Origin of the sequence: Desulfoprunum benzoelyticum (assembly GCF_014201505.1) — a bacterium.
GTDB lineage: Bacteria > Desulfobacterota > Desulfobulbia > Desulfobulbales > Desulfocapsaceae > Desulfoprunum > Desulfoprunum benzoelyticum.
In genome coordinates, this window is sequence record NZ_JACHEO010000016.1 from 64962 (window position 1) to 85947 (window position 20986).

At 62.3% G+C, this 20986-nt stretch carries 24 protein-coding genes; 15 read left to right on the plus strand and 9 right to left on the minus strand.

Annotated elements, in window-relative coordinates; all coding sequences use genetic code 11:
* Positions 1-3 precede the first annotated feature (3 nt).
* From mlaD to HNQ81_RS12915, 5 genes are all read right to left on the minus strand, one after another.
* Positions 4-453 carry an outer membrane lipid asymmetry maintenance protein MlaD gene (mlaD, locus tag HNQ81_RS12895; protein WP_183351714.1) on the minus strand — a complete coding sequence of 150 codons (450 nt, stop codon included), beginning with the start codon at positions 451-453 and terminating at the stop codon, positions 4-6.
* Entirely contained in the window at positions 450-1235 is a 786-nt protein-coding gene (locus tag HNQ81_RS12900; protein WP_183351715.1) for an ATP-binding cassette domain-containing protein, read from the minus strand. Before HNQ81_RS12900 ends, mlaD begins: the two co-directional genes overlap by 4 nt.
* Positions 1232-2023, minus strand: a complete 792-nt coding sequence (locus tag HNQ81_RS12905) for an MlaE family ABC transporter permease (RefSeq protein WP_183351716.1) — start codon at positions 2021-2023, stop codon at positions 1232-1234. Before HNQ81_RS12905 ends, HNQ81_RS12900 begins: the two co-directional genes overlap by 4 nt.
* 222 nt (positions 2024-2245) lie before the next feature.
* Positions 2246-3310 (minus strand): ABC transporter permease, encoded by a 1065-nt coding sequence (locus HNQ81_RS12910; protein ID WP_183351717.1) that lies wholly within the window; start codon positions 3308-3310, stop codon positions 2246-2248.
* The gene (locus HNQ81_RS12915) at positions 3297-4352 is read right to left on the minus strand and encodes a microcin C ABC transporter permease YejB (RefSeq protein WP_183351718.1); all 1056 of its coding nucleotides are present in this window, start codon (positions 4350-4352) and stop codon (positions 3297-3299) included. The genes HNQ81_RS12910 and HNQ81_RS12915 overlap by 14 nt, the downstream gene beginning before the upstream one ends.
* Before the next feature lie 239 nt (positions 4353-4591).
* On the opposite strand from HNQ81_RS12915, the gene HNQ81_RS12920 reads away from it, so the two are divergent.
* A complete protein-coding gene (locus HNQ81_RS12920; protein ID WP_221270875.1) occupies positions 4592-5710 on the plus strand; it encodes a ribonuclease D in 1119 nt (372 codons plus the stop codon).
* A gap of 67 nt (positions 5711-5777) precedes the next feature.
* Here the strand turns inward: HNQ81_RS12920 and HNQ81_RS17375 are convergent, their stop codons facing one another.
* Genes HNQ81_RS17375 through HNQ81_RS12935 form a run of 3 tightly spaced genes read right to left on the minus strand, consistent with a single transcriptional unit; the run spans position 5778 to position 9380 of the window.
* Positions 5778-6242 carry a thioredoxin domain-containing protein gene (locus tag HNQ81_RS17375; RefSeq protein WP_183351719.1) on the minus strand — a complete coding sequence of 155 codons (465 nt, stop codon included), beginning with the start codon at positions 6240-6242 and terminating at the stop codon, positions 5778-5780.
* Positions 6243-6294: 52 nt separating this feature from the next.
* Positions 6295-8553 (minus strand): nitric oxide reductase activation protein NorD, encoded by a 2259-nt coding sequence (locus tag HNQ81_RS12930; RefSeq protein ID WP_183351720.1) that lies wholly within the window; start codon positions 8551-8553, stop codon positions 6295-6297.
* Between the two features lie 11 nt (positions 8554-8564).
* A complete protein-coding gene (locus HNQ81_RS12935) occupies positions 8565-9380 on the minus strand; it encodes a CbbQ/NirQ/NorQ/GpvN family protein (RefSeq protein WP_183351721.1) in 816 nt (271 codons plus the stop codon).
* Between the two features lie 242 nt (positions 9381-9622).
* On the opposite strand from HNQ81_RS12935, the gene HNQ81_RS12940 reads away from it, so the two are divergent.
* From HNQ81_RS12940 to HNQ81_RS13005, 14 genes are all read left to right on the plus strand, one after another.
* The gene (locus tag HNQ81_RS12940) at positions 9623-9937 is read left to right on the plus strand and encodes a hypothetical protein (RefSeq protein WP_183351722.1); all 315 of its coding nucleotides are present in this window, start codon (positions 9623-9625) and stop codon (positions 9935-9937) included.
* A 241-nt stretch (positions 9938-10178) separates the two neighbouring features.
* Positions 10179-11531 (plus strand): signal recognition particle protein, encoded by a 1353-nt coding sequence (gene ffh, locus HNQ81_RS12945; protein ID WP_183351723.1) that lies wholly within the window; start codon positions 10179-10181, stop codon positions 11529-11531.
* Between the two features lie 77 nt (positions 11532-11608).
* The gene (gene rpsP, locus HNQ81_RS12950; RefSeq protein ID WP_183351724.1) at positions 11609-11854 is read left to right on the plus strand and encodes a 30S ribosomal protein S16; all 246 of its coding nucleotides are present in this window, start codon (positions 11609-11611) and stop codon (positions 11852-11854) included.
* A 5-nt stretch (positions 11855-11859) separates the two neighbouring features.
* Positions 11860-12090, plus strand: a complete 231-nt coding sequence (locus HNQ81_RS12955; RefSeq protein WP_183351725.1) for a KH domain-containing protein — start codon at positions 11860-11862, stop codon at positions 12088-12090.
* Between the two features lie 15 nt (positions 12091-12105).
* Complete coding sequence (rimM, locus tag HNQ81_RS12960) at positions 12106-12657, plus strand: ribosome maturation factor RimM (protein WP_183351726.1); 552 nt, start codon at positions 12106-12108, stop codon at positions 12655-12657.
* A 15-nt stretch (positions 12658-12672) separates the two neighbouring features.
* Positions 12673-13437, plus strand: coding sequence for a tRNA (guanosine(37)-N1)-methyltransferase TrmD (trmD, locus tag HNQ81_RS12965; RefSeq protein ID WP_183351727.1), 765 nt, complete (start codon positions 12673-12675; stop codon positions 13435-13437).
* Positions 13434-14003, plus strand: a complete 570-nt coding sequence (locus HNQ81_RS12970; protein ID WP_183351728.1) for an RNA methyltransferase — start codon at positions 13434-13436, stop codon at positions 14001-14003. The genes trmD and HNQ81_RS12970 overlap by 4 nt, the downstream gene beginning before the upstream one ends.
* Positions 14004-14067: 64 nt before the next feature.
* Positions 14068-14421, plus strand: coding sequence for a 50S ribosomal protein L19 (rplS, locus tag HNQ81_RS12975; RefSeq protein WP_183351729.1), 354 nt, complete (start codon positions 14068-14070; stop codon positions 14419-14421).
* Positions 14422-14493: 72 nt separating this feature from the next.
* Positions 14494-15165 (plus strand): ribonuclease HII, encoded by a 672-nt coding sequence (gene rnhB, locus HNQ81_RS12980; RefSeq protein WP_183351730.1) that lies wholly within the window; start codon positions 14494-14496, stop codon positions 15163-15165.
* Entirely contained in the window at positions 15155-15535 is a 381-nt protein-coding gene (locus tag HNQ81_RS12985; RefSeq protein WP_205240215.1) for a YraN family protein, read from the plus strand. Before rnhB ends, HNQ81_RS12985 begins: the two co-directional genes overlap by 11 nt.
* 96 nt (positions 15536-15631) lie before the next feature.
* Positions 15632-16612 (plus strand): 4-hydroxythreonine-4-phosphate dehydrogenase PdxA, encoded by a 981-nt coding sequence (pdxA, locus tag HNQ81_RS12990; protein ID WP_240191697.1) that lies wholly within the window; start codon positions 15632-15634, stop codon positions 16610-16612.
* A complete protein-coding gene (tmk, locus tag HNQ81_RS12995; RefSeq protein WP_183351733.1) occupies positions 16609-17244 on the plus strand; it encodes a dTMP kinase in 636 nt (211 codons plus the stop codon). The genes pdxA and tmk overlap by 4 nt, the downstream gene beginning before the upstream one ends.
* Before the next feature lie 4 nt (positions 17245-17248).
* A complete protein-coding gene (locus tag HNQ81_RS13000) occupies positions 17249-18988 on the plus strand; it encodes a tetratricopeptide repeat protein (RefSeq protein WP_183351734.1) in 1740 nt (579 codons plus the stop codon).
* Positions 18960-19790 (plus strand): hypothetical protein, encoded by an 831-nt coding sequence (locus tag HNQ81_RS13005; RefSeq protein WP_183351735.1) that lies wholly within the window; start codon positions 18960-18962, stop codon positions 19788-19790. The genes HNQ81_RS13000 and HNQ81_RS13005 overlap by 29 nt, the downstream gene beginning before the upstream one ends.
* 2 nt (positions 19791-19792) lie before the next feature.
* Here HNQ81_RS13005 and HNQ81_RS13010 read toward each other — a convergent pair whose 3' ends face one another.
* Positions 19793-20854, minus strand: a complete 1062-nt coding sequence (locus HNQ81_RS13010) for an AMIN domain-containing protein (RefSeq protein ID WP_183351736.1) — start codon at positions 20852-20854, stop codon at positions 19793-19795.
* Positions 20855-20986 lie beyond the last annotated feature (132 nt).

The following is a 20986-nucleotide window of genomic DNA, read 5'->3' on the forward strand; positions in this document are numbered from 1 at the left end:
CCCCTATTTGGCACTACCGAAGGCAAACTTGCTGATCAACGATTCAATATCGATGGCGGATTCGGTCTCGGTCAGCAGTCCGCCTTCGGACAGGATCTCGTCGTCACCCCCCAGCGACAGCTGAATATATTTATCACCGACAATCCCCTGGGACTTCACGGAGGCGATCGAATCGGCCGGAACCTGCAACCGTTTGTCGATGCGCAGGGTCACAAGCGCCAAGTGGTCCTCGGACAGGTCGACACCGATGACCTCGCCGACCACCACCCCGGAAATCTGGACCGATGCCCCCTTCTTCACCCCCGACACATTATCGAACTCGGCCGTCAGGGTGTACCGACGGCTGTCGCCCCATAACGACACCTCTCCAAGCTTCAAGGCCAGGTAGCCGAAGGCCAGAAGCCCCGCCACCATGAACAGGCCGACAACCAATTCCAGCGTATTTTTTTTCATCGCTCCACCAGATGACTCTGATAAATCTCTCCCATTGTGGTCCGTACAAATTCCCGGATATGCTCCTGCCGCGACAACTGGATTTCCTCCGGACTGGTGAAGACATCCATTTTCCCTTCGTTCAGGATGATGACCTGGTCGGCAAGGCTGAAGATCTTCGGGATATCGTGGCTGACGATGATCGAGGAAAATCCCTCCTGGGCCTGGGTCTCGGCGAAGAGCCGGTAGATATCCTGGGTCATCACCGGGTCGAGCCCGGTCGTCGGCTCATCGAAGAGCAGGATCTCCGGCTTGAGCTGCAGGGCCCTCGCCAGCCCGACCCGCTTCCGCATCCCGCCACTCAGCTGCGCCGGGTATTTGCCCTCGTGCCCGGTAAGCCCGAGACGTTCAAGGGTTACGCCGACCTGGTCGCCGATCTCTTTCTCAGTTTTCTTCGTCCGCTCCCGCAGCGGCAGGGAGACGTTTTCATAGACCGTCAGGGAATCGAACAGCGCCGCCCCCTGGAACAGCACGCCGAACCTGGTGCGCAGATCCTCCAGGGCCTTGCCCTCGATATCGGTGACATCCTGGCCATGGACGAAGATCCTGCCGGCATCGGCCCGCATCAGACAGAGGATGAGCTTCAGGGTAACGCTCTTGCCCTGGCCGCTCCCCCCGGCGATAACGGTGGTTTTGCCGGTGGGAATCGAAAAACTGACCTTATCGAGCACCGTCTGGACCCCGCCGCTTCGTTTCGGGAATACCTTCAGCACCTCCCTGAATTCGATTGCAGGACCATTCACAGCAGCACCGCCGTCAGCAGATAGTCGAAGACCAGGACCGTGATGGAGGACATGACAACGGCCTGAGTCGTTACCCGGCTGACGCTCTCGGCCCCGAAACCGGCCCCCCTGATCTCCCAGACGAAATAACCCCGCCCGGTGCAGATCCAGACAACGAGAAGGCCGAAGACAAAGGATTTGATGATGCCGAGGCGCAGATCGTGGTTGGTGACGCTCGCCTGCATGCTCTCGATGTAACTGCCGGGGCTGACACCCATCAGCGTCACGCCGGCGACGTATCCCCCGGCGATGCCGACGACGTCAAAGACCGCCGTCAACAGCGGGACGGAGAACAGGGCGGCCAGAAATTTCGGACTGATGAGATATCGGAAGGGGTCGATCGCCATGCAGTCGAGGGCATCGATCTGGTCCGAAATCCGCATGATGCCGAGTTCGGCGCACATCGCCGAACCGGCGCGCCCGGCGACCATCAGGGCGGTCAGGACCGGACCGAGTTCCATGATCAGCGAGAGCGAGACCGCCGAACCGAGCCAGCCCTCGGCCCCGAACTTGTTCAGGGAATAGAAACCCTGCAGCCCGAGCACCATGCCGGTCGTCGCGGCCGTGCAGATGATGACGGTCAGCGACCCCGCACCGATGAAGTGCACCTGCCGCAGGACCTCTCTGAAGCGGAAGGGGCGCCTGAAGACGCCACGGAAGGCCTTCAGCAGGAAGAAGGTCATCCGGCCGAGGTCCTGAAGGACATAGACCCCGGTATCGCCGAGCCGCGCTATGGGATTGTTCTGCATACGCCTCTGACCAGAATAAACTGCCGTACCTGAAATAGGAAAACAGCGCAAAGGATTCGTTCTTTTGCCGGGGCAGAAACGATACCGTTTCGACCAACAGCGTTGGCAGTCGAGCTCAATAGAATAAAATCTTGAGCGATCAATGTCAATAACGATACAAATTTTGAACCTTTTCACCTCCCGGAGATGCACCTTGATCGGGAGATGTAGTACGCATCCCGATCAGGTTTTCCTCGGATCAAAGGTCTCGCGCAGGGCTTCGCCGATAAAGATCAGCAGGACCAGGGTCAGGATCAGGACCGAAAAAGCCGAAAGCGACAGCCACCAGGCCTCGATGTTGGCCTTGCCCTGGGCGAGGAGCTCGCCGAGACTGGGGGTGGACGGAGGCACCCCCAGCCCGAGAAAGTCGAGACTGGTCAGGGCCAGGATCGAGGCCGAGACCCGAAAGGGCAGAAAGGTGATGACCGGGGTCATGCCGTTGGGCAGGAGATGGCGGTACATGATCATGAAATTGCCGACCCCGAGGGCCCGCGCCGCCTTGACATACTCCATGCTCCGCCCCTTGAGGAACTCGGCCCGGACATAATCGGAGAGCCCCATCCAGCTGAACAGCGACAGCAGGATCAGGAGCAGCAGGACGCTGGGCTGGAAGATCGAGGCGAAGATAATCAACAGATACAGTTCCGGCATCGCCCCCCAGATCTCGATAAAGCGCTGAAAGAACAGATCGGTCCGGCCGCCGAAAAAACCCTGGATCGCCCCGGCGACGATGCCGGCGACGGTACCGACCAGCGTCAGGGTAAAACCGAAGAGAATGCTCAGCCTGAAGCCATAGAGCAGGCGGGCCAGGACATCCCGGCCCCGGTCGTCGGTCCCCAGGTAGTTGACGGTCGTCGGCGGCGAGGGGACGGGACCGTCGATATCGAGATTGATGGTATTGTAGCTGTGCCGGTTCGGCGGGAAAAAGACCGTGCCCCCTGTCGCGTCCATCTCCTGCAGAAAATAGGGATCGAGATAGTCGGTCTCGGTGTCGAAATCACCGCCGAAGACCGTCTCGGGATAGCTGACCAGCAGGGGAAAATACGGTTTGCCCTTGTACAGCACCAGAAACGGGACGTCATTGCTGAGAAGCTCGGCAAACAGGCTCAAGACGAAGAGGATCGAGAACAGGACCAGGCTGTAATACCCCCGCCGATTGCGGCGGAATCGGCGCCAACGCCTGCGGCCCAGACTCTGCCGGCCCGACCTTCCGCTGGTGCCGCCGGCGGCCGGCTCAACTGTCGACATGCCTGAAACTGATGCGGGGATCGACGAGGACATAGCTGAGATCCGAGAGGAGGCGCGAAACCAGGCCGATGAGGGTGAAGAAATAGAGGGTGCCGAGCACCACCGGATAATCACGGTTGAGCACCGACTGATAGGCGAGCAGGCCCATGCCGTCGAGCGAGAAGATGGTCTCGATCAGCAGGCTGCCGGTAAAGAACGAGGCGATGAAGTAGCCGGGAAAACCGGTGATGATCGGGATGATCGCATTGCGGAAGACATGGCGGTAGAGCACCTGATTCTCACTCAGCCCCTTGGCCCGGGCGGTCAGGACGTACTGTTTGCGGATCTCCTCGAGAAACGAGTTCTTGGTCAGCAGCGTCATCACCGCGAGGCTGCCGACGGCGCTGGCGGTGATCGGCAGCACCATGTGCCAGAGGTAATCGAGGATCTTCATGACCAGGCTCATCTCCGCCCAGTTGTCCGAGACCAGGCCGCGCAGCGGGAACAGGCTCCAGAAGCTGCCGCCGCCGAACAGGACGATCAGGACGATGCCGAGAACGAACCCCGGGATCGCGTACCCGACCAGGATGACGGTGCTGGTGACGACGTCGAAGCGCGACCCGTCCCGCACCGCCTTGGCGATGCCCAGGGGGATGCAGACCCCGTAGACGATGAGAAAGCTCCACAGGCCGAGAGACATCGAGATCGGCAGCCGGGCGATGACCAGGTCGGCAACCCGCTCATGATAATAGTAGGACGTGCCGAAATCGAAAAGCAGATAATTTTTCATCATCAGCAGGAAACGTTGCGCCGGCGGTTTGTCGAAGCCGTAAAGCTGCTGCAGCTTCGCCATCCGTTCCTGGTCCAGCCCCGACCCGCCGCGATACAGCGAGGAAGTACCGACGACCGCCGCCTCACCGCCTTTGCCGTGCCCCTCCATCTCGGCGATCAGTCTTTCGACCGGCCCCCCCGGCACGAACTGGGTGACGACAAAGGTCACCAGCATCACCCCGAACAGGGTGGGGATCATCAGCGCAATTCTTTTGAGTATGTAGACAAGCATCGTGTCAGTATCCGCACCGGTCGCTCGATTATGAAGCCAGACCGCTGATCATACGAAAAATATCGCCGACGGACATCTTAAAAGAAGAATATTTCTTGTATTTTATGGAACAGTATGTCTTTGTGATCCGGTAAGTGGCCGCAACACCGGGACCTCGTGCCAATCGCTCCGATCACCGGAACGCCCGGGGCCATTTTTTCTTGAAGGATGGCAAAAAGTATAGAATAAAGCAAGTTATTATGATTACGACCAAAGAACAACTTGTCCACCTGATCGCCCGGGCCAGGAAGTCCGATGCCGTCGCCCTGGATACCGAATTCGTCTGGGAACGAACCTACTACCCGCAGCTGGGACTGATCCAGATCGCGCTTTCCGACGAAGACTGCCACCTCATCGATCCCTGCGCCCTTTCCGATCTCACACCGCTCGGCGACCTGCTGTGCGACCGCGGCGTCATCAAGATTTTCCATGACGCCCCCCAGGATCTGGCGATCCTCAACCGGGCCACCGGGGCGACGCCGCAGAATATCTTCGACACCCGCCTCGCCGCCGGCTTCGCCAATCTGTCGGCCAACCTCTCCCTCGCCAATCTGATCAAGGAACTGCTCGAGATCGATCTGCCCAAGACCGAAACCCGAACCAACTGGCTCCAGCGACCGCTCGACGACAAACAGGTCGACTACGCCCTCGACGATGTCCGCTATCTCCGGGCCCTGCGGATTATCCTGCTCAACCGGGTCATCGGCCCCACCATCAGGATCTGGCTGCAGGAAGAGCTGAATCTGCTCAACAATCCGAATTCATACATGGGTTCGTTCGAGAATAATTCGCGCTACCTGAAAATCAGGGGGGCCGGCACTCTCAACCGCCAGGCCTTGGCGATCCTCAGGGAGCTGGCAAACTGGCGGGACCAGGAGGCGAGATCCGTCGACCGTCCGCGGAGCCACATCATTCCCGACTCGGCGTTGCTGCTGATCGCCCAGAAGCATCCGGATTCGATCGAATCCCTGAAGGAAAAAGGTGTATTGTCGAGCAAGGCCCTCCACCGCCACGGCAAGATCATTGTCAATCTCGTCGACCAGGTGCTTCAGGCGGATCCGTCGACCTATCCGTCGCTGCATCAGCCCCCTCGGCTGACCGCCCGGGAAAAGGAGGCCATGGAGAAGCTCACCAGCCTGATCAACCTCAAGTGCGAGATTCAAGGCATCGACCCGGCACTTCTCGGCAACAGTACCGAACTGAAAACCCTCGTCAAGATCCTGCACGGTCGCAATGTCGAGGCGCCCCGCCAGCTTCGCCAGACCGAGGGATGGCGCAAGCTCTTTCTCGAGGATTTCTTCCAGAACCAGAAACGCTAGTTCCTGCCGGCCGGCTGCAGGCTCGATCGATATCAAAAAGCACGGCGCCGCCTCAGCACCGCAGGCCCTACCGTCCCGACTGGACTCCGGCAGCCAGTCTGCCGAGCTTTTCGGCCAGCAGCGGCTCCGGAGGGGCGCCGACGACCTGGTCGAGCACCTTGCCGTCCCGGAAAAACAACAGCGTCGGCACCCCCCGGATCCCGTAGCGCGCGGCGCTGTTCGGATGCCGGCGGGTGTTGATCTTGGCGACGACAACTTTTCTGAAAAATCTGCGGGCCATCGTCTCGATGACCGGCGCCAGTGCCCGGCACGGTCCGCAGTCGGGAGAGTAGAAATCCACCAGCACCGGCAGCCGGCTTCCGGCCAGAAAGTACTGGAGGTCCTGGTCGCCGAGTTCGACCGGGACGACCTGGGCCGCCAGATCGATGATCTCCCCGCATTTGCCGCACCGCGGTCCTTCATGCTGCCGCTTCTCCGGAATCCTGTTCTTCGTCCCGCACCTGCCGCACCCCACGATCACTGCAGCTTCCACTTTCCACCTCCACGCCTTGATTGATGGTTCATTACCCGATCTCGACCGCCTCTCAACTGGTCAGCAACCGGTAAAACTCCGTCATTCTCCGCGGCAGATTCTCGATCTTGTTGACAAAGATATAATTGCCGCGACCGTACATGTGGGCCAGGTAGTCCTGAGCCGTCTGATCGACGGTGATGCAGAAGGAGTGAATGCCGGCGCCCCTCGCCTCGACCAGGGCCTTGCGGGTGTCCTCGATGGCATAGACATCGACATAGCCGTCATAGTCCTCCGGCTTGCCGTCGGACAAGGTGATCAGCAGGCGGAGACGGGCATCGGTTCCCTGGAGCATCCGGGTGAGATGGCGGATGGGCGGCCCCATCCGGGTATATTCCCGGGGGCCGATAGCGCCGATGCGCTGTCGAACCTCCTCGCCATAGACCTCATGCAGATGCTTGACATGGAACAGTTCACAGCGCGACCGCCGCATTCCGGAAAAACCGTAGATGCCGTAGCGATCGCCGGACACCTCCATGACTTCACAGAGCAGGACCAGGGCCTCCTTGATCATCCGCCCGACCCAGCCTTCCGTCGAATTCGACATGTCGACGAGAAACAGCGCCGCGATATCACGATGGTCACGCACCAGCCGGATGAACAGGCGATCGGAGGGAGCGAAACCGGCCTGCCGGTCGCCGAGGGCGTCGACCATCGCGTCGAAATCGATGTCGTCGCCGTACCGTCTTCGCTTCACGAAGCGATGGGCGGTCCGCAGCATCTCGAACTGCCGCCGTACCCGAGTCTTCAGGCCCCGGTATTTGTGCAGGGTCAGCGGCACAAAATCGGTCATGACCGCCGGCAGTTCCTTCTCCACGAGCACGCACCAGTCCTTGCGATAGCCGGCCCGGCGGTAATCCCACTCGTCATAGACGAAAGAGGCGGCGGGCGGCACTATCTGGCCGTCCGTCTCGGGGCCGGAGGCGAGGTTCCTTCCCTGACCCGCCATCCCGGCCGCGGCCTGGATATAGCTGGCGGGCACCTCGCCGAGGTCGGCCTCTATCCGCTGCCTCACCGCCGCGAGATCGGGCGGCAGTTCGATCTCGGCCAGCAGCGACAGTCCCGGCGCCTCTTCCTGCTCTCCGTGCCGGTCACCGCCCTGAGCGGTCAGGACGATGCTGTCCGCCCGGCCAGCCCCGCCCGGCCCTTTCTCCCCGGCCGGCCCCTGAGCTCGGGTCTGTTCCAGCACCCCCGCCAGCCGGGAGATGAACTGTTCCCTGTCCTCCGCCCTTGTCTGTTCGATCCGCTTGCGGGCCGCGATGAAATCGGGCTCTCCCACCAGCAGGGTCAGCACGTGGTCGGCACCGGCCCTGCCGTCGGCCAGGCGATCGTAAAAATCAGGAAACCGGGACAGCGCCCCGCTTTCTCCATCGCCTTGCAAACGGTGGTCCCCGACCGGGGGCGGCGGATCGGGCGGCAGCAGGATCGACCGGAGCAGATCGTGGACCTGATCCCCCCTCCGCCCGCACCGTCCCTGATCCTCCGCCAGCAGGCGCTGGCAGAGCGGCTGCACCGCCCGGACCAGGCCCGGCAGCTCACGGCGGATGAGATCGAAAACGCGGGGCAGTTCAAACAACAGCAGGAGTTGTCCGGCCCGAGCCGGGTCTGGAAAACAGGAAAGGTAGGCGTCGATCGCTCCTTCCCCGGCCCCGGTCCCATACCGTGCCGCCAGGGCGGCAAAGTCCCGGCCATCAGGTTGGCGACGAAAACTGCCGCCGGCAATGTACCCCCACTGGAGGATGACGGTGAACCGCAGGAACAGCAGATTGTCGACCCGCTCTGCAAACAGCCGCTGCCGCCCCGGGACGAAGATCGTCCGCGTATCGGTCCACAACCGGCCCTGTCCATCCGCCGCCAGATCGAGGGCGAGGCCGGAAACACCGCGCAGATACGGCACCATCGCCCCCCTGATCGCATCGACGGCGACCCCGGCATTGCCGTGCAGCGGCTGAAGAAAATTGGTGTCGATATCGCCCATGAAGTCGCGGGCGGCCCGCAGCCCGGACTCCTCGTAGCGGGAAAGGATCTGCCGCACCCATTCCGACAGCAGTTCGGGAGGGCAGCGGGACGCGCCTTTCACCCCCTCGCCCAGGAAGGAAAAGCAGAGACTGTGGCTTATCGGCCAGATCGTCGGCACGTGGGCGAGAAGGGCCCGGCGGTAATCGGCGGGAATCCCGGCGAGCAGTTCCATAACCTCCTCGACCTCCCAGTCATTGGGACGGGAGGGAGACACCAACTCGTAGAAGGCCTGCTTCTGAGCGTCGAGATCCATCGCCACCACCTTTAGAAAATCGACTGCACCATCTCTTCCATCGCCTCCAGCAACTCCGGATCATCGGTCAGGCTGTCGATGATTCCGGCCCGGCAGGCACTGCGGATGTCAAGCCCCTGGCGCAGCAGCTGGGCGGCCTGGATCAGCAGGCGGGTCGAGGCCCCTTCGGCCAGGCCCGATTCCTTCAGGCTCCTGGTCATCCCGGCCAGGCGCACCAGGCGAGCGGCAAGGGTTTCCTCTATCTGCCCTTCGGTCATGACGATGCGGCTTTCAAGAGCGGGCTGCGGGTAGGTGAAGGACAGCGAGACGAAACGCTGCCGCGTCGAGGGCTTGAGATCTTTCAGAACACTCTGGTATCCGGGATTGTAGGAGACCGCCAGCATGAATTCGGGCGGGGCCGCATAGATCATGCCGAGCTTTTCCACCGGCAATTCGCGCCGGTCATCGGCCAGGGGATGGATCACGACCGTCGTATCCTTGCGGGCCTCGACGATCTCGTCGAGATAGCAGATCGCCCCATGCCGGACCGCCAGGGTCAGCGGCCCGTCGAGCCACATCGCCTCCATCCCCTTCACGAGGTAGCGACCGATGAGGTCCGAGGTCGAAAGATCGTCATGACAGGAAACGGTGATCAGCGGCCGCCCCAGCCGCCAGGCGATGTAGCGCATGAACCGGGTCTTGCCGCAACCGGTCGGCCCCTTGAGCAGGAGCGGCAGTTGTTCCCTGGCAGCGGCCAGGGCAAGTTCGACCTCGTTGCCCTGGGCCAGGTAGAATGGTTCGGACAGGATCCGGTGTTCTTCGATGCGTTGCTGGTTCGTCGTATTCATATATCGTCTTTAGGAATATTTGGCATATAGGAACGGTTTCCATTAAAAATATGCATCAATCGGCGGACGACAAGGACAACGGGCGACCAATATCGGCACGGTTGACCTGAACGGACAAATGAGGTAAGTCTTTCAACCTTCGCCCAGCGGGATGGTCCGCAGCCTGCAATCGACAGGATCATCGAATGCCGGGGCTGCCCCCGGCGATGCCGGCGAGTTCACCTCCAACCTCATCGGGACCAATGAATTTTTTTGAGAAGCTGTATGCGATTGCGGCAATCATCTTCGAGATCGGCCTGGTCGTTTTCTTCCTGCTCCAACCGCAATACCAGCGCCTGTCGATCCTGCTGCCGGCCTGCTCGGTCGGCCTGATCGTCAATATCATCTTTCTTTTCCTGGTCTTTCGCGATATTTTCCAGCGAACCTTCGACAATTCGCGGACAAAGTATTTCTGGCTGGTCATCATCCTGCTGTTCTGGCCCGCCGGCCTGGTGTACCTGCTGCGCCACGGCTTCAAACCGCGGCAGCCCGTTGGCCCCGCATCCTCCGCCGGCTGACCGGCCGTTCCCGGCCCGGACCTCGACTTTTTCCGCCGCCAATCGTTACCTCCTTGACATCTTCCGGCATACACAGTATTTTTCTTCTCTTTTGATCTTTTAGAATAATTGCCCCCACCAATCGTCCCTGCCGCTGTCGGTGCGACGGGCAATGCTTCTGCTGTCATGAAATCCGGACGACCCCGGTGTGCGCTGCGTACCGCTCGTCCTGCCGCTTCGATACGGAACAGAAACAACCGCTATGTTTGAAAACCTGACAGACAGGCTCGAGGGTGTCTTTCGCCGGCTCCGCGGCCACGGCACCCTGACTGAAGACAATATCCAGGAGGCGATGCGCGAAGTGCGCATGGCCCTTCTCGAGGCGGATGTCCACTTCAAGGTGGCCCGGGATTTTGTTGCCGGTGTCACCGAAAAGGCGATCGGCCGTGAGGTCGCCAAGAGCCTCTCGCCGGGACAGCAGGTCATCAAGATCGTCCACGAGGAACTGGTCGCTCTGCTCGGCGGCAACACCGAACAGCTCCGTCTCGACGGCCGCCAGCCGGTCACCATCATGATGGCCGGTCTCCAGGGCTCAGGCAAGACCACGACCTCTGGAAAACTGGCGGCGATGCTCAAGAACAAAGGGCGGCGGCCGTATCTGGTCCCGGCCGACATCTACCGTCCGGCCGCCATCGAACAGCTGCAGGTCCTCGGCGACAAGCTGGGCGTACCGGTCCATCCGTCGACCACCGATACCAGACCGGTCGACATCTGCCGTCAGGCGATGGTCGCCGCCGCCGAGAAGAATTACGACACGGTCATCATCGACACCGCCGGCCGGCTGCACATCGACGAATCGCTGATGAGCGAGCTGAAGGATATCCAGGAGGCGGTCCAGCTCTCCGAGATCCTGTTCGTCGCCGATGCGATGACCGGCCAGGACGCCGTTACCGTCGCCGAGAAGTTCAACCACGACCTGGCGATCACCGGCGTCGTTCTGACCAAGATGGAAGGTGACGCCCGCGGCGGCGCCGCCCTGTCGATCAAGAGCGTCACCGGCAAACCGATCAAATTCGTCGGTATGGGCGAGGGACTCGACGCCCTCGAGGTCTTCCACCCCGACCGTACCGCCTCACGGATCCTCGGCATGGGTGACGTCCTGACCCTGATCGAAAAGGCCGAGGCGGTCGTCGACAAGAAAGAGGCCGACAAGCTCGCCAAGAAACTGCAGAAGAGCGAGTTTTCGCTGGAGGATTTTCTCGATCAGATCCAGCAGATCAAAAAGATGGGGTCGCTGGAACAGATTCTCGACATGGTGCCGGGCATCAACAAGCTGCGGCAGCTCAAGGATGCGCCGCGCCCGAACGAAAAGGAACTGTTCAAGACCGAGGCGATCATCCGCTCGATGACGATCGCGGAACGAAGAAATTACAAGATCATCAACACCAGCCGGCGGGAAAGGATCGCCAGAGGTTCCGGCACCGCCCTCGCCGATGTCAACCGGGTGCTCAAAAGCTACTCGGAAATGCTGAAGATGATGAAGAAGATGCGCGGCAAACCGGGTGCTCTGACCGGCATGAAGCGGCGCAAGTTACCAAAAGGACTCAGAAGATAATTCCTGACCTGGACTTTTTCGTCCAGGATCACGACATGGGGATAAGCCCCTTCAACATACCGGAGGAATAACCTGGAATGGCAGTTCGTATTCGTTTAACCCGACTTGGCAGGAAGAAAAAGGCATACTATCGCATCATCGTCGCCGACAGTGAAAGCAAGCGTGACGGCAAATTCCTCGACATCGTCGGCACCTATGACCCGCTGAAGGATCCGGCCGCGATCACCATCGATCAGGGCAAGCTCCAGGAGTGGCTCGGCAAGGGCGCCCAGCCGACGACGACCGTCAAGAGCCTGATCAGCAAGGCCGCAGTCAGCGAATAGCACTCATGGAAGACCTTCTCGCCCACATTGCCAGATCACTGGTCGATAATGCCGACGCCGTGCACGTGAAGCGGAGCGATGACAATGACACCGTCATCATCGAACTGACGGTCGCGCCCGATGACCTCGGCAAGGTGATCGGCAAACAGGGGCGGACGGCACGGGCGATGCGTTCGCTGCTGGCCGCACTGGCGGCCAAGGAAAACAGGCGGTCGAGGCTGGAAATCGTCGAGTGAGCCGGGCTTGAGCAGATGATCGCACAGCGCGGGTATGCCGGCAAGGACTATGTCCTGATCGGTGAAATCACCAGGGTCCACGGGCTCCACGGCGAATTGAAGATGCGTCCCTATTCGGGTCAACCTGAAAATATCCGGGGCTACGCGCGTCTGGCGCTGCTGGGGCCAACCGGGCCGGGACCGGAACTCTTCCCGCTCAGCGGAATGCGGGTCCAGGGAGGCACGGCGATCGTCCGGCTCAAGGGCATAAACGACCGACGCCAGGCCGAGGCCTGCGTTGGCCGGGCCGTCCTCGTCCCACGTCACGATCTGCCGCCCCTCGACGACGACGAATTCTACTGGCGGGAGATCGAGGGACGGATGGTGGTCTGCACGAACGGCAGGAATCTCGGGACCGTCACCGAGCTCTTTTCCAACGGCGCCCAGGATATCATGGTCGTCAGCGATGGCGATGAGGAACGCCTGATCCCGATTGTCGGCGATATCGTCGTCGCCATCGGCGAGGATGCCATCGTCATCGATCCGCCACCGGGACTGCTCGAAATCAACCGGTCGAGTGTCGAGTGACCCGCGGCCCCGAATATGCTGTTTGACGTCCTGACGATCTTTCCTTCTCTGTTCGTCTCGCCGCTCGAGGAAGGGATCCTCAGGAAGGCGAGGCAGGAAGGGAAGATCCGGATACAACTGACCGACATCCGGGATTTTGCCGATGACCGGCACGCCACCACCGACGACCGGCCTTTCGGCGGCGGCGAGGGCATGGTGATGAAGCCCGAGCCCCTGACGGCGGCGGTGGAAAAGGTTCGCGCCGCAGGCAATACGGGCCGGGTCATCCTGTTGACGCCCCAGGGACGCCGGTATTCGCAGGAGATCGCCCGCGAATTGGCGACCGAAAGCAGCCTGATCCTCGTCTGCGGCCGCTACGAAGGGGTGGACGAGCGCTTCCGCGCCGCCTTCTGCGAAGATGAGCTCTCCATCGGCGATTACATCCTCACCGGGGGCGAACTGGCGGCGATGGTCGTGATCGATTCGGTGAGCCGGCTGCTGCCGGGCGTGCTTGGCTGTCCGGACAGCGCCGAGAGAGACACCTTCAGCCGCAGGTTGCTGAAACACCCGCAGTACACCCGCCCCCGTAATTTTCGCGGGGTGGATGTGCCCGAGGTGCTGACGAACGGGAACCATGCCGAGATCGAGGGGTACCGGTTCATCGAGGCGGTGCGGAGAACCCTCGCCCGCCGGCCGGATCTGCTGATCCAGGAAGAATTCACCCCTCAGGAAAGCCGGCTGTTGCAGAAACATGGCCTCCTCGAGGCGATAGCGGCCGTGAAGGCGGGGCCGACCGGATGATTGCTGAAACGCCGTTCCCCGTCAGCATCGCCCTTGTCCACTACCCGGTGCTGAACAAAAGAGGCGAGGTCATCGGTTCAGCCGTGACAAATCTCGATGTCCATGATATAGCCAGGGCAGCGCGGACATACGGGGTTCACAGGTACTACATCACGACCCCCTACGGCGACCAGCGGGACTTTGTCGGGGACATCATGAGTCACTGGCGTGAAGGGTACGGGGCGACCTACAACCCGGCGCGCAAGGAGGCCCTGGAGATTGTCAGGGTCGTCGACGGGCTGCAGGAGGCCATCGACGAGCTGACCGCGGCCTACGGTCGGCGGCCGCTTGTCGTCGGCACCAGCGCCCAGGCACAGGACAGGATCATCGCCTTTGCCGATCTCGGGCAGATGATGGCTGCAGGCCGACCGCTGCTGCTGATCTTCGGCACCGCCCATGGACTGGCCCCGGAGATCATGGCAACGACGGATGCGGTCCTGCCGCCGCTGAAAGGCAGGACGGCCTACAATCACCTTTCGGTTCGTTCGGCAGTGGCGATCATTCTCGATCGCCTGCTCGGACAGTGAACTGAAGGAAACAACGAAGAGGATCACAGATCCAACCATATATCTCAACCCAATAGAATACGATATGAGCACAATACTTGAACGAATCAATGAGGAGCAGATGCGCCAGGACGTTCCGGAGTTCCGCCCCGGAGATACCGTCGCAGTCCATATTCGCATCGTTGAAGGCAACAAGGAGCGGATCCAGATCTTCCAGGGTATCGTCCTGAAGCGCAGCCGGGGCACCATGGATGCCACCTTCACCGTCCGCAAGATGTCGCACGGCGTCGGGGTCGAAAAAACCTTCGCCCTGCACAATCCGCGTCTCGAAAAAATCGAGCGCATCACCCAGGGCCGGGTGCGCCGGTCACGTCTCTACTACCTGCGCAGCAGACGAGGCAAGGCCGCACGTATCCGTGAGCGTGGTCTCACCAAGTAGCCTTGCCGGGTTGTTGCCGGCGACATCGAGTCAGCGATTCTCCGCCGTCACCGATGTCGCCGGGCGCCAGGCATGCTGACCGGGCACGGCTCCGGCCCTGCCGGTGCAGAGGATGGCAGCGGCGCCAGGGATAGCTTCCACCACGAACGGCTGCTGCTGGCCCAAGGCTACAGCCGGATCGCCGGGGCGGACGAAGCCGGGCGCGGCCCTCTGGCCGGTCCGGTCGTCGCCTCCTGCGTGATTCTCCCCGCCGCTTGCGACTACACGATCTTTCGCGATTCCAAAACCCTCTCCCCTGCCCGCCGCGCCGAACTCTGCCGGCAACTGACCGCCATCGGCGCCCACATCGGCGTCGGCATCGTCTCCGCGTCCGCCATCGACGCCATCAACATCCTCAGGGCTTCCCTGGAGGCGATGCGGCTGGCGTACGAGGACCTGGGGCGACGGCACCACCCTGCCCCCGAATTCATCCTCGTCGACGGCAGGTTCACGTTCCCCGCCGCCGTCCCGCAGGAGGCCCTGGTCAAAGGCGACGCGAGAAGCGCCTCGATCGCCGCCGCCTCCATCGTCGCCAAGGTGCGGCGGGACGCGATCATGGACGAGTTGCATCGCCAATTCCCGGTTTACGGCTTTTCACGCCACAAAGGCTACCCGACAAAAGAGCATCGCACGGCGATCGCCCGCTATGGGCCCTGCCCCGAACATCGTCGGACCTTCAAAGGAGTCCGGGAATTTGTCCGATAAACGTATCGCCTTCGGCAAAAAAGGCGAGGATCTGGCCGCATCACATCTCCTCGGTCTCGGTTACCGGATTCTCGCCCGCAATTATCGGCAGCGGCGCGGTGAAATCGATATCGTCGCCAGAGACGGCGACTGCATCGTCTTCATCGAGGTCAAGAGCCGTATGGCCGGAGGCCGCTTTTCCCCCGGCGAGGCGATCACGGCCCAGAAAAGGCGCCAGATCGCCAGGGTGGCACAGATGTACCTCGCCGCCCACCGGCTGCACGACATCCCGGCCCGCTTCGATGTCGTCGCCGTGCTGCTCGATGCTGCCGGCCAGTGGCGGATCGATCATATCCCCAACGCCTTCGACCTCCCCGATTGCGGCTGGTGACCCGCCTGCCCCCTTTTTTGCCGGCAACGCGGCGAAGCCTTTGACTAATCCGCATTTACGATTACATTGTTGCCTATGTCGATTATCGGTATCACAATGGGCTGTCCGGTGGGCATCGGTCCCGAGATCATCCTCCGCCACGCCCTGCGGACAGACTCCACCCCCCCTTTCACTCCGGTCATCCTCGGTGATCTCGGCGTCCTGACCAGGTGTGCGGCCGAGCTGTCGCTGAGCGTCGCCCTCAGCCCGTGGCTGCCGGGGACTCCGTTGCCGACCGCGGCCCTGCCGGTCATCGAATTGTCCCGCCTGCCCCGGGATCTGCCGTGGGGCAGCCCGACCCCCGCCACCGCGACGGCGATGGCGCACTACATAAAAGAGGGGGTGGGGCTGGCCCGGGACGGGATCCTGGACGCGATCGCCACCTGCCCGATCTCCAAGGCGGCGCTGCAGGCGGCAGGCTATCCCTACCCCGGCCACACCGAGATGCTCGCCGCCCTGACCGGGGCCGCGGAGGTGGCGATGATGATGGTTGGATCCCGCCTGCGGGTCACCCTCGTCACCATTCACTGCCCGCTCGGCGAGGTCCCGGCCCGGCTGACGACCGAGGCGGTCCTGCGGCTCATCAGGATGACCCATGGCTCGCTGCGGCGTGACTTCGCCATGGCGCAGCCGCATCTCGCCGTCGCCGGACTGAACCCCCATGCCGGCGAGAACGGCCTGTTCGGCAGCGAGGAAGGCACCATCATCGAACCGGCCGTCCAGCAGGCGCGGGGAGAAGGCATCGCGGTCGAGGGCCCGTTTCCGCCCGATACCGTGTTCTTCAAGGCCGCCGCCGGAGCCTACGATGCCGTGGTCTGCATGTACCACGATCAGGGCTTGATCCCGTTCAAACTGCTCCACTTCAGCGACGGGGTCAACGTCACTCTCGGACTGCCCATCGTCCGCACCTCCGTCGATCACGGCACCGCCTACGATATCGCCGGCAGAGGCCGTGCCGACGCTTCCAGCCTCGCCGCCGCCGTCAACCTCGCCGCCGTCATCAGCGCCAACAGAAAACGTTTCGACCACCGACCATGAACCGGACCACCTCCCCGCCCGCCAGGGGCCGGCTGATCGTCTTCGAAGGCATAGACGGGACCGGCAAGTCGACCCAGCTCCGACTGGTCGCCGATGTTCTCCGGCAGCGGGGCTACCCGGTCGTTGCCACCCGGGAACCGACCGATGGGCCGTACGGCCGCAGGATCCGAGGTCTCTACGCCAACCGGGAAGGATGTTCGCGGGAGGAGGAGCTGCAACTGTTCATCGCCGATCGCCGCGACCATGTCGACACGGTGCTGCAGCCGGCCCTGGACGCCGGCCGCATCATCCTCTGCGACCGCTATTATCTCTCCACCGCCGCCTATCAGGGGGCAAACGGCATGGACGTCGACACCATTCTCGCCCGAAACCGCTTCGCCCCGGTCCCGGATCTCGCCATCCTCTTCGAGGCCCCGATCGCCCTCGGGATCGAACGGATCACCGCCAGCCGGGGAGAACATCTGAACGATTTCGAGAAGGTCGAAGGCCTGACCCGGGTGGCCCGGATTTTCGCCGCGCTCGATCTGCCCTATATCCGGCGCATAAACGCCGCCCAACCGATCGACACGGTCCGGGACACCATCCTGGCCCTGGTCCTGCCGCTGCTGCCGCCACCTTCCGCCGCGAACTGAACCGATGAACCGCATCCACCCGATACTCCTGCTGGCGTCCATCCTGCTTCTCGGTGCCTGTGCCGCCCCACCCCCGCCGCCGCCGTCACCGCCACCGTCGCCCCCGCCGGCAGCGGCCGCAGTCAAGACGGAGGAGAAGGCCGACCTCGGCTGTTCCTACTTCTATTTCCTGTGGGGCAGCCATGCCGAATACTTCCAGCGGTTCGACGAAGCCCTCGAGGCCTATGACAAGGCCGTCATCTGCGACCCCGATGCCGACTATGCGCAGAAGAAGATCCCGCTGGTGCTGATCAAACAGGGGGAAAACGCCAAGGCGGCGGAATGGCTGGAGCAGGCGATCAAGGAACGACCGCAGGACAGCAGCCTCTACCTCCTTCTGGCCCATCTCAGGATCCAGGACCACAACCAGGCGGAGGCGATCCGCCTCTACCGTGAGGCACTGCGGCACGACCCGGACAACACGACCGTCCTCCTCCGCCTCGGGATCCTCTATACCGAACGGAAACGCTTCCGCGAGGCGGAGATCATTTTCCGCAATCTGCTCCGCGCCGATGAAACGCTGTTCTACGGCCATCTCTACCTCGCCCGGCTGCTGGTCCAGATCCGCGACTACACCGGCGCCGGCCAGGAATTCGAACGGGCCCTGGAACTCAACTGGTCAGCCGAACTGGCCTATGAAATGGCTGATTTCTATACCAGACATGAACGCTACGACAAGGCATTGAAGCTCCTCAACGCGATCATCGAGACCGATGATACCGATGAACGGGCGGTTCTCGGTCTTGTCCAGACCCTGCTGCTGATGGGGAAAAACCAGGAGGCGATCGACGAACTGACCCGTCTCCGAGACCTCAGCGGGACGCCGGAACGGATCGATCCGATCATCGCCCGCATCCTGCTGCGGACCAACCGCACGGCCCAGGCCAAAGAGCTTCTGATCAAAGTCGCCGAGCAGCACCACTCATCCGAGGCCCGCTACACCCTGGCCCTGATCGCCGTTCAGGAAGACGACAACGATGCCGCCATACGCTACCTGCAGAAGATCGGTCCCGACGATACCGAATTCGAGGAGGCGGTCTACCTCCACATGCGGATCCTACGGGATAGCGGGCGGTCCAACGAGGCGGTGGGGATGCTGCGCAAGGCGGTGGCCGACGGCGACCGGCGGCGGCCGCTGTTCTATGCCCTGCTCGCCTCGCTCAACGAAGAAAAAGGGCTGATCGACACCGCCCTCAACTACCTCCGCGACGGGATCGACCACTTTCCCGACGACGAGCAGCTGCTGTTCGAGTCGGCGATCCTGCTCGACAGGAAAGGGCGGCAGGACGAGGCCATCTCGGTCATGGAGCGGGTGCTGGAATTGTACCCGGATCATCCCGAGGCCCTGAACTATATCGGCTACAGCTGGGCCGACAGGAACATCAACCTTCTCCAGGCACTGACGTACATCGAAAAGGCGGTCGAACTGAAACCGGACAACGGCTATATCCTCGACAGCCTCGGTTGGGTCTACTACCGGCTGGGCCGCCTGAGCGAAGCCCAGACCGAGCTGGAGAAGGCGGTGCAACTCGCCCCCGATGACCCCAATATCTACGAACACCTCGGTGATGTCTATACGGCGCTGGAGATGACGAACGAGGCCGAGGAAGCGTATCGCAAGGCGATCGAACTGTTCGAGGATGAGGAAAAAAAAGCCGCTGCAGGAAAAAAGCTGGATGATCTCGACAACAAGAACCGACAATAAAGGCGCCCGCCTCCTCCTTCCCCTGCTCGTCCTGCTCCTGCTGGTCGGGGGCTGCGCCCGCAAACCGTGGCGGGAGAACCTGCACCCGGACCAGGGCCGGGCGGCGGAGCAGGTGTTCCGGATCATGCAGCAGCGGGATGCCGCCTGTCCCCCCTGTTTCGACGGCGACGCCGTGGTGGCGATGAAAAACCACCTCGACACCAGAGCGCTCAGCGGCTACATCCAGTGCCGGCTGCCCGACCACGTCAAGTTCATCGCCGCCAACCCGCTCGGCCAGCCGCTGTTTGCCGCCGCCACCGACGGCACAACCTTCACGACCATCAACACCGGGCAGAGAACGGCGATGTCGGGCCTGCTCGCCGTCTACGCCGAGCTCCACGACATCCCCCCGGCCTTTTTTTCCGGCGCCTGGGGAGAGTGGCTGACCGGCCGGATCGACCAGGAACGGCAGGAATCGCTTGCCCTGCGCGCCGATGGCGAGGCGCGGGGGACATGGATCTCCTTCCGCACCGCCGGCGGGGGGGAGGCAACGACGACCCACCTGCTGATCGATCCTCATCGCGCCCTCCTCCTGACCCGGATTCTTGCAGACGGGAAGGGCCGGATCCTGGCCGAGATCAATTATGGGGGGTGGGAGGAGGTCGGCGGCTGCCGGCAGCCGACGCAGATCACGATGCGCCGGCTGGCCTTCGGGGGAGAGATCAGCCTCGACCTCGCCCGGATGCAGGCGAGCGATCGCTGCCGGACGCACGACTTCGACCTGCCGGTCCCGGCCAGCTACAGCCTGCAGACCCTGCCGTAGCCTTACCTGCCGCCGTCATCTCCGGGCCCGGCGGCCCGTTCTTCATCGAGGGCGTTGACGATCAGGACGAAGAGGTTGTCGTCCTTGAAAAAGACCTGGCGGAGATCGTAGTCGCGGCCGGCGGTCAGCTCGAGGATCACCTTGATCTTCCGGGGATCGCGGTCGACGGTGGTGACGATCCTTCGGACATAGGCGCCACGCGCCTCGATGACCGGCGGGCTGTCTCCCGCCAGGGCCATGCCGGTAAAATCGCAGACGATCTGCGGCGCGTCCGATTCGACTGCCGACACGGTCGGGGGAAAGAAGCCGTTGAGGCGAAAGAAGATCATCTCGCCCTTGCTCGAACTGTTCTCATAGGAAATTTCCTGCAGCAGCGGGGCCGTCGCCGCCGATTCCCCGCCCTTTGCGGGGGAGACGGAATCCTGGGCCGGGGCGGCGGGCGGCGGCGGGAGCTTTGCCTGGGGCGGCACCTGAGGCTTGGCGGCCGGGGCGGCAGCTGCAGCAGCCGGCGGCGGTCCGGCCGGCGAAATTTCCTCTCGTGCCGCAGGCGAATGCCGCACCTTCTTCGGCCCGGTGATAACTATTTGTTTTGGTTCGGAAGCATCGATTCCGGCAACCGCATCCTCAGCCTTCCGGGCCCCTGCCATCGGCAGCAGAACAATATTGAGGATGTTTTCCTCTTTGTTAAATTCCCGGTCATAGGTATATTTCCTGCCCGGCTGGAGGTCGAGCACCACCCGCACCTTTTTGTCAGGCGGATTGTGGACGCCGACGCGGATGCCCCGCACCAGCGTCCCCTCTCCCCTGATGACCGGCTTGACCAGGCCGGCGTATCCGGCCCCGGGAAAATCGCAGATCAGGCGGGGATTGTCGCCGTGGTAGGCGAAAACCTGCGGCGCGTGGGTCCCGACCAGCTTGATCCGGATCCTCTCCTGCCCCGCATCGTCCCGGTGCAGGGTTACCGAAGAGACCGAGGGCTGGTCCTGGGCGAAGGCCGCCGGAAACACGAGGAAAAGTGAGACCAGGCCAACAATACACGCCGTGAGAGAAAGTGCCGGTTTCATCGTCCATACCCTGGGTTGTGAAGCATAACATGCTCTTTTTGTACGATTATTTACTCAGTATCTGTTTGCTTACCTCACTTTTGACAAAAAAGTCAACCACATTTAATATCCCCGCGGCGCCGCCGCCATGCC